Consider the following 8,603-nt stretch of genomic DNA (forward strand, 5'->3'; position numbering starts at 1 on the left):
AGATTAAACATTAAATAAAAAAAATAAAGTGGAAAAGATTCAGCTTCATTCCGTTCTTCCTCAGGTTTTCGCCCAGCGTGAAGACCTGCATTCGGAGATATGGAAGCAGGATGTTACCTTCGAGAAAGGTCATCTCTATCTGGTAGAGGCTGAGAGTGGAAGCGGAAAGAGTACTTTCTGCAGCTACGTGCTCGGCTATCGTCACGACTACAGCGGAAGTGTGATGTTTGATAATGATGTTACCGCCAATTATAAGGTTTCCGATTGGGTAGAGATGCGAAAGCGTCATATCAGTCATCTCTTTCAGGAACTCCGTCTCTTTCCTGAGCTTACGGCGATGGAGAATGTAGAGATCAAGAACAAGATTACCGGTTTCAAGAGCCGCGAGCAGATTCTGCAGTGGTTTGATATGCTTGGTATTGCTGATAAGGTGGATGCCAAGGTAGGGAAGATGTCGTTCGGTCAGCAGCAGCGTGTTGCGATGATGCGTGCCCTCTGCCAGCCTTTCGATTTCATTCTTGCAGATGAACCGATCAGTCACCTCGACGACAATAATTCCCGCATCATGGGTGAAATCATGATGAAGGAGGCGAAGGAGCAGGGGGCTGGCGTCATCGTGACCAGTATCGGTAAGCACATGGACTTAAACTATGAACATATATTTAGATTATGAATCTCGTTTGGAAGTTACTTCGTCAGCATATCAGCATACCTCAGTTTGCAGGCTTCGCCTTTGCTAATCTCTTCGGTATGCTCATCGTACTTTTCGGTTTTCAGTTTTATCAGGATGTGCTGCCTGTCTTCACCCAGCAAGACAGTTTTATGAAAGCCGACTATCTCATCATGAGCAAGAAAATAGGTATGGGCAATACCATCAGCGGTCGCTCCAATACCTTTTCAGGAGCTGAGATGGATGATGTCAGCGACCAGAAGTTCGTGAAGAAGATAGGCAAGTTTACCTCTACCGAGTACAAGGTAGATGCGCAGATGGGCGTAAATGGTGTGAATGTATTGAACAGTGAACTTTTCTTCGAGAGTGTTCCTGATGGTTTCGTGGATGTTCCGCTCAAGGATTGGAAATACACACCTGGCGAGAAGGTGGTGCCAATCATCCTCCCGCGTACCTATATTAATATGTATAACTTCGGATTCGCCCAGAGCCATTCGCTCCCTAAGATCAGCGATGGTCTGATGGGAATGATCGATTTCAATATCTGCATTCAGGCTGGTGGCAAGAAAGAACTGTTCAAGGGAAAGGTCATTGGATTCTCATCCCGTCTCAACACTATTCTCGTGCCACAGGCGTTCATGGATTGGAGCAACCAGGAGTTTGCGCCTAACCAGAAGAGCGAACCTACCCGTCTGATCGTAGAGGTAGGCAATCCGGGCGACGAGAATATCACCAAATATCTAGATGATAACGGTTATGAGGTAGAGACTGATAAGCTTGATGCCGAGAAGACCACCTATTTCCTCCGTATGATGGTATCGATGGTGATGATTATCGGCCTTGTGATTTCCGTTCTGAGTTTCTATATCTTGATGCTCAGCATCTATCTCCTGGTACAGAAGAACTCTACCAGGTTGGAGAATCTGCTCTTGATAGGTTACAGTCCGGGCAATGTAGCGAAGCCATACCAGGTGCTCACCATCTCTCTGAACATCGTGGTTCTGGTCATCGCCTGGATCATCCTCTTCTTCCTGAGAGGATACTATATGGATTTCATCGAGGCACTCTTCCCAGACATCGAAGAGGGAACGATGCTTCCTGCCATAGCCTTAGGCTTTGCTCTCTTCCTGGTAGTTTCGGTTTTGAATATAGTAGCCATCCGTCGCAAGGTAATGAGCATCTGGCAGCGAAAGGAGTAGTCGCTACTCCTCAAAAAAACTATAAGCAAACCCCCGTTATTAATAACAATTTAAAGAAAATCTGCGTTATTTGCTTAACGCAGATTTTTTTTGTGTTATAAAACATCATTTTTAATGCAGATGTAACATTTATATCGATTTTTTTGTTTATATTTGCACTCGAAAACGATCTTTGGGGATCCTTTCCCCGTATTATTAATTAATTTTTATAAAAAAGGTATGCAGAAAAGATTGCATTTATTAATGGCTTTGCTGGCCTTTATGGTTACTACAGCCATGGCACAGATTACTACTTCTGGTTTAAGTGGTTCTGTGACTGCTAGTGGTGAAGACGTGATTGGCGCAACGATTGAGGCCGTTCACGTTCCTTCAGGAACTCGTTACAAAGCTGTAACCAACATTGATGGTATGTTCACTATCAATGGTATGCGTGTCGGCGGTCCTTACGAAGTCAAGATCAGCTACATCGGCTACAAGACTAAGGTCGTAAAGAACGTCACACTTCAGCTTGGTGAAACTTACAACTTGAAAGAAACTCTTGATGAAGATGCTAAGCAGCTTGGCGAAGTTGTAGTAGTAGCAAAGGGTTCCAAGTTCAGTGTAGAGAAGACTGGTGCTTCTACCAACATCTCTAATGCACAGATTGCTAACATGCCAACTGTTAGCCGTAGCATTACAGATATCACCCGTCTTTCTCCTTATGGTGGAAACGGAATGTCATTCGCTGGTGCTGATGGACGTACAGCCAACTTCACAGTGATGGTGCAAACTTCAACAACAACTTCGGTTTGAGCTCAAAGCTTCCTGGTGGTGGTGCTCCTATCTCCCTGGATGCTATCGAGGAAATGCAGGTTGTTATCTCTCCTTATGATGTTCGTCAGACCAACTTTGTTGGTGGTGGTGTCAATGCTATTACCAAGTCTGGTACCAACAACTTCAAGGGTAGCGCTTACGTATATCACAAGAATGAGAACATGCGTGGTGATGCTATTGAGCGTGAGCAGATTTCTGGTGCACGTGAGAAGGATCAGCAGACTACTTGGGGTTTCTCTCTCGGTGGTCCTATCATCAAGAACAAGTTGTTCTTCTTCGCTAACGGTGAAATGGTCAAGACTCCTACAGTGGTAAACCGCTGGAGAGGTTCTGAGAATGGTATCGGTGATCCTGAGAACTATATCTCTCGTACCAAGCTTGCTGATTTGGAGAGAGTTTCTAATTTCGTAAAGGAAAAGTATGGTTACGATACAGGTTCATGGACCAACTTCCCTGCAGACGAGAGCAACTACAAGCTCCTCTTCCGTGTTGACTGGAACATCACAGACAAGCATCACTTGGCTGTACGCTACAACTATACCAAGAACCGTTCTTGGCAGGCTCCTAACGCATCATCTATGGATGGTGGTACACGTGCATCTGGTAGCCGTATGTCTCAATACTCTATGTCATTTGCCAACAGTATGTATGCCAATGACAACCTCGTCAACTCTTGGACAGTTGACTTGAACAGCCGTTTCACAGATAATCTGTCTAACCAGTTCCTGTTCACATACTCTAAGTTGGATGATAGCCGTTACACTAATTCTTCAGAGTTCCCATTCATCGATATCCTCGATGGCGGACAGAAGAGTGTAGATGGAACTGCTGATGCTGATGGTACCAACAACTACATGGCTTTGGGTTATGAGTTGTTTACCTGGAACAATGCCGTACACAATACTGTATGGAATATCAAAGACGATGTAACTTACTATCTCGGTAAGCACAAGATCATCGCTGGTCTCAACTATGAGCACCAGATGGCAGACAATGCTTATCAGCGTAATGGTTCTGGTTATTATCGTTACAATAGCCTCGACGACTTCCTGAATGGTGCTGCTCCTCAGATTGTATGTTTGACCTATGGTTATGGTGGCAACAACAATCCTGCTGCCCGCGTACAGTATAACAAGGCTGGTATCTATGCTCAGGATGAGTGGCAGATGACTCCTCAGTTCAAGCTGACCTATGGTCTTCGTCTGGATGGTCTGTTCTTCAATAATTCTGATTTGATGACTAACAATGCCATCCTCAATCTCGACTATAATGGTCGTCACATCGACTCTGGTAAGTGGCCAAACAGCTCTTTGACTGTATCTCCTCGTATCGGTTTCGTATATGATGTATTTGGTGACAAGACATTGAAGTTCCGTGGTGGTACAGGTTTCTTCCAGGGCCGTTTGCCATTGGTATTCTTTACCAACTTGCCAACCAACTCTGGTATGGTACAGTATCAGGCAAATATCAATGCTTCATCAACCAATCCTCTTACAGGTGAGAAGAAGACAGATATGAACCAGTTTGCTGGTGGTCTGGTTGTTGATAAGGATGGTAAGCCAACCGCTGCAGCTCTCCGTGATAAGTTGATTTCTATGGGTTATCCAAAGGACATCACTCCAGATGAGGGTACTGTTCCTTCTGCTATCTCTGCTGTAGATACCAACTTCAAGTTGCCACAGGTATGGAAGACATCTTTCGCTATCGATTATCAGGTTCCTGTGTCATTCCCAATGTCTGTTTCTGTTGAGGGTATCTTCAACAAGACATTGAATGCTGCTACATTGACCGACTGGAGCGTACAGGATGCCAAGGGCTTCCCACGTTTCAATGGTGCAGACAACCGCCCTGTATATCCTAAGGGTTCTTCAGTAGGTACTCATGCTTATGTACTTGAGAACACAAGCCGTGGTTACGGTTGGTCATTCTCTGCACAGGTAAATGCTCAGCCATGGGAGTGGTTGAACTTGATGGCTGCCTATACTCATACTGTATCTAAGGAGGTTACATCACTTCCTGGATCTAACGCATCTTCTGTATTGAACTATATCTCTACAGTATATGGTCCTAACAACATCAAGTTGCACAACGGACAGAATGTAACTCCTGATCGTATCATTGCTTCTGCAACGATCCACGACAAGAGCAACAACCACTATAGCTTCATCTATGAGGCATGGCGTGGTGGTTACAACTACTCTTACATGACTGTAAACGATATCAATAATGATGGTTACAACTATGATGCTCTCTACATCCCAACAGACAAGCAGGTAGCTGATAATGAGTTCCGCTTCAAGTCAGAGGATGATAAGACCCGCTTCATGGATTATGTACATGCCAACAGCTATCTGAAGAACCATCAGGGTGAGTATGCAGAGGCTTACAGCCTTTACAACCCTTGGGTACATCGTATCGACTTCAGCTATAAGCACGACTTCAAGTTTGATGTGGCTGGTCACACCAACACTATCCAGTTGAGCTTCGATATGAAGAACGTGCTCAACTTCTTCAACTCTAGCTGGGGTGTCATGAAGTATTTGAACCCTGAGATTGGTTCAGATCCACGTATCTTGCGTTACGAGGGTCAGGATGCAGAGGGTTATGCAACCTTCTCAACTCCAAAGTCAATCAATGGTAACACCAAGACTTTCGTACCAAATCACGCTATCGGTCAGTGTTGGTATGCATCAGTGGGTCTCCGTTACATCTTCTAATTAATAAAGTATCGAAATTATGAAATTTAAATATTTATTCATCGCATTGATTGCCGTAGCAGGCTTCTTTGCAAGTTGTAGCGATGATAAGGACTTAGGTCAGCTTGATGGCATTCAGGTTTCTCAGTCATCTCTCTCTATTCCTCAAGAGGGTGGAAAGGTTGAATTTGATGTTACTTCTGCTGCTGACTGGAAGTTTGTTACCAACGATAAGAAGGGCAATCCTGTGGATTCTATTCCTGCCTGGATTTCTTCTTCTTGCAAGGGCGGTAGTGCAGGTACAACTCATGTTGTCTTCAATGCTGCTGCAACAAAGGGTGCTTACAACAGTACCTTCAAGTTGGTAAGTGATGCATTTACTCAGTATATCACTGTTATTCAGGGTGTATTGAATCCTCCATTCTCTACCTGTGCTGACATTCTGGCAGGTAATGATGGTGAGACTTATAAGGTGAAGGGTACGCTCACCAAGCTCTCTAATACTACGTATGGTAACTGGTATATCAATGATGGTACTGGTGAGGTATATGTTTATGGTACACTGGATGCCAATGGTAGTGAGAAAAACTTCGCTAGCTTGAAGCTGGAGGAGGGTGATGAGGTTACTATCCAGGGTCCAAGAGAGACTTACAAGGGTACTCCTCAGTTGAAGAACGTTACCGTTTTGAGCTATACCAAGTCTTTGATCAAGGTTGAAGAACTCGATAAGGATACCTTGGATAAGGCTGGTGAGGACTTCAAGGTTACTTTGACCGTAAAGGGTGAAGGCGTAACTGTTGATATCCCTGAGGCTGATCAGAGCTGGTTGTCTGTTAAGGGTATTGTTACCAGTGGTACAAAGGCTGAGATTACATTCCATGCCAATGCCAATGCAGGTGGTGCTCGTTCTTCCAGCATCGGTTTCACTTCTACCAAGGGCAAGCAGAGCTCTACTGTTACTGCTGTAGCTTATCAGTTGGGTTCTATCATCGAGTGCCCTATCGCTGAGTTCAACAAGGCTGAGAAGGGTTCTACCGTTTATCGTCTGACTGGTGTCATTACCAAGGTTGCTAATCCAACATACGGTAATTGCTACATCAAGGATGCTACTGGCGAAACATACGTTTACGGTATCGGTGCCAAGGGCGACTTCGAGAAGAAGGGCTTGAAGGTAGGTGACGTTGTTACTCTTACTGGTGTGAAGGACATCTATAATGGTACAGGTCAGATGAAGAATGCTACTTTGGAGGCTGTGAAGGTAGTAACCAAGATTTCAGTAGCTGACTTCCTGACTAAGAAAGATGACAAAAACGTATATTATATGATAGAAGGTACCATCACAGAGTTTGCCGGTCAGAGAAATGATTTGAAGACATACGGTAACTTCGGTTTGACAGATGCAACTGGTTCTGCTTACGTCTATGGCTTGACTGCAGGCTGGGGTGGTGAAGGCAAGAAGGCTGGTGAGCTTGGCTTGAACTTTGGCGATAAGATTACCATCATCGGTTATCATACATCTTACAAGGACGCTCCTCAGGTAGGTGGTGCATTCCTCTTTTCTAAGGATGAATAAACTGATAAGTAAGTTTAATAAATAGATAAAGGTTAAGCGAGAATGTTGCTGCATAGGTGATGTTCTCGCTTTTCTTTTCCAAAAGAATATTGATATTCTACAATAGATTATTCATTTATAAACAAGTGTAGTTTTATGAAGACAAAATGGTTTTATCTTCTTTCCTTGAGCTTCCTGCTGGCTTTCTCTGCGTGCAGTAGCGATGGTGATGACCAGGGCTCTTTGAAAGATTCGAATGCGAATAAGAATGTGGTTTCTGCTTCTGTTCCAACTGAAGCAACAGGGTTGGAATTCCCTAAGATTGTGGCGAATGGTACTACTAGAAATAAGGTGCTCGTTCGCAGAACGGCTGACTATGGCGTAACCTATTCCACTTACTACGATTTGGATAAGAAGTCGCCAAGATGGTGCTGCTATCAGATCTGCCAGTCTAACAATATGAAAAACTGGACTAGAAAGCAGTGGGAAGGTGCTACTTGGATGGGCAAAAAATGGAGTGGGGACCCGTTCCAGAAAGACCCGGATGTAGATGCCGATTGCCAGCCACCGGTTAGCAATGAGTTTAGCAAAAGTGGATATGATCGTGGTCACATCGTGGCTTCTGAGGATAGAGTTTACAGTCAGGATGCCAATGGACAGACATTCTATATGACCAATATGTATCCGCAGATACATAGTTTCAATGCCGGTATCTGGGCAGATATGGAGCAGCTGGTCCGTCATTTCCTTACCTACGATATGAGTACCCAGGCATCTCATGCCAAAGATACGCTTTATGTGTGCAAAGGTGGTACCATCGACTCTTCTGACCAGATTCTGAATTATACGAAGAATGGTTATATCGTTCCGAAGTATTTCTTCTGTGCGGTTCTTCTGAAGAATGCCAAAGGTTATCAGGCTATCGGTTTCTGGTTCCGCCACAGCGCTTATGGTACATCTGAAAAGGTAAAGGGTCATGTGGTCAATATCAAGAAGCTGGAAGAACTGACAGGACTTGATTTCTTCTGCAATCTTCCGGATGATATTGAGAGAAGTGTAGAAAATGCTTCTTGTGATCCGAATACGGTCAAGGAAAAGTGGGGATTCTAACCACTTCTATTGTTGTATGGAATAAGAATGAAAACATATATGAAAAAGGGTGCGTCATCAATCTGTGACGCACCCTTTTAATTTATATGATACCAGTTGGATATTAGAACAGCTGGGCGAATGCCTCGGCTATCTTGCCAGTATAGGTTACCATCTCAGTAACTGGCTGGTAGCCGAAATCCTTGAAGGCAAGGAGCTGGGTGGCTACAAACTGATGGTCGTCAGAGAGGCATGCCTGCAGCTTCATATTACCCATACTGATGGCTGATACCGGAAACTTCTTGATAGACCTTAATTCCGCAACACTATAATTTAACTTTATTTATAAGTTCCTGAGCAACAAAAAGTTGCCCAGGATTTTGCCGTGTCAGATTTTTCACTTATCTTAGTGTTGCAATTAGAAAACAAGCGAAAATCGTAACAAGACATGGCAAAGGTACAAATAAAATCTGAGAAACTCACACCTTTTGGAGGAATTTTTTCAATCATGGAGAAATTTGACTCCATGCTTTCACCCGTTATCGACTCAACACTGGGTCAGAGATGCAGCAGTATCATCGGAT

5 protein-coding genes and 2 pseudogenes are annotated in these 8,603 nt (G+C 44.0%); 6 read left to right on the top strand and 1 reads right to left on the bottom strand.

Annotation, left to right across the window (positions count from 1 at the left end; translation table 11 throughout):
- The first annotated feature begins 28 nt into the window (after positions 1-28).
- The 5 genes and pseudogenes from DW830_RS11715 (at position 29) to DW830_RS11735 (ending at position 8,040) form a co-directional block, all read left to right on the top strand.
- The gene (locus tag DW830_RS11715; RefSeq protein ID WP_089545097.1) at positions 29-673 is read left to right on the top strand and encodes an ATP-binding cassette domain-containing protein; all 645 of its coding nucleotides are present in this window, start codon (positions 29-31) and stop codon (positions 671-673) included.
- Positions 670-1,869, top strand: coding sequence for an ABC transporter permease (locus DW830_RS11720; protein ID WP_119250040.1), 1,200 nt, complete (start codon positions 670-672; stop codon positions 1,867-1,869). The genes DW830_RS11715 and DW830_RS11720 overlap by 4 nt, the downstream gene beginning before the upstream one ends.
- Positions 1,870-2,088: 219 nt before the next feature.
- Positions 2,089-5,399, top strand: a pseudogene (locus DW830_RS11725) (TonB-dependent receptor domain-containing protein).
- Positions 5,400-5,418: 19 nt separating this feature from the next.
- Entirely contained in the window at positions 5,419-6,951 is a 1,533-nt protein-coding gene (locus tag DW830_RS11730) for a BACON domain-containing protein (protein ID WP_119250041.1), read from the top strand.
- A 135-nt stretch (positions 6,952-7,086) separates the two neighbouring features.
- Positions 7,087-8,040, top strand: a complete 954-nt coding sequence (locus tag DW830_RS11735) for a DNA/RNA non-specific endonuclease (RefSeq protein ID WP_119250042.1) — start codon at positions 7,087-7,089, stop codon at positions 8,038-8,040.
- A 103-nt stretch (positions 8,041-8,143) separates the two neighbouring features.
- On the opposite strand, the gene DW830_RS15885 is transcribed toward DW830_RS11735, so the two are convergent.
- Positions 8,144-8,296, bottom strand: a complete 153-nt coding sequence (locus tag DW830_RS15885) for a hypothetical protein (protein ID WP_158573495.1) — start codon at positions 8,294-8,296, stop codon at positions 8,144-8,146.
- Positions 8,297-8,467: 171 nt separating this feature from the next.
- Here DW830_RS15885 and DW830_RS11740 point away from each other — a divergent pair.
- Positions 8,468-8,603 (top strand): annotated as a pseudogene (locus tag DW830_RS11740) (IS1380 family transposase); the annotation flags it as partial.

It is taken from the genome of Prevotella sp. AM34-19LB (assembly GCF_003468525.1).
Classification (GTDB): domain Bacteria; phylum Bacteroidota; class Bacteroidia; order Bacteroidales; family Bacteroidaceae; genus Prevotella.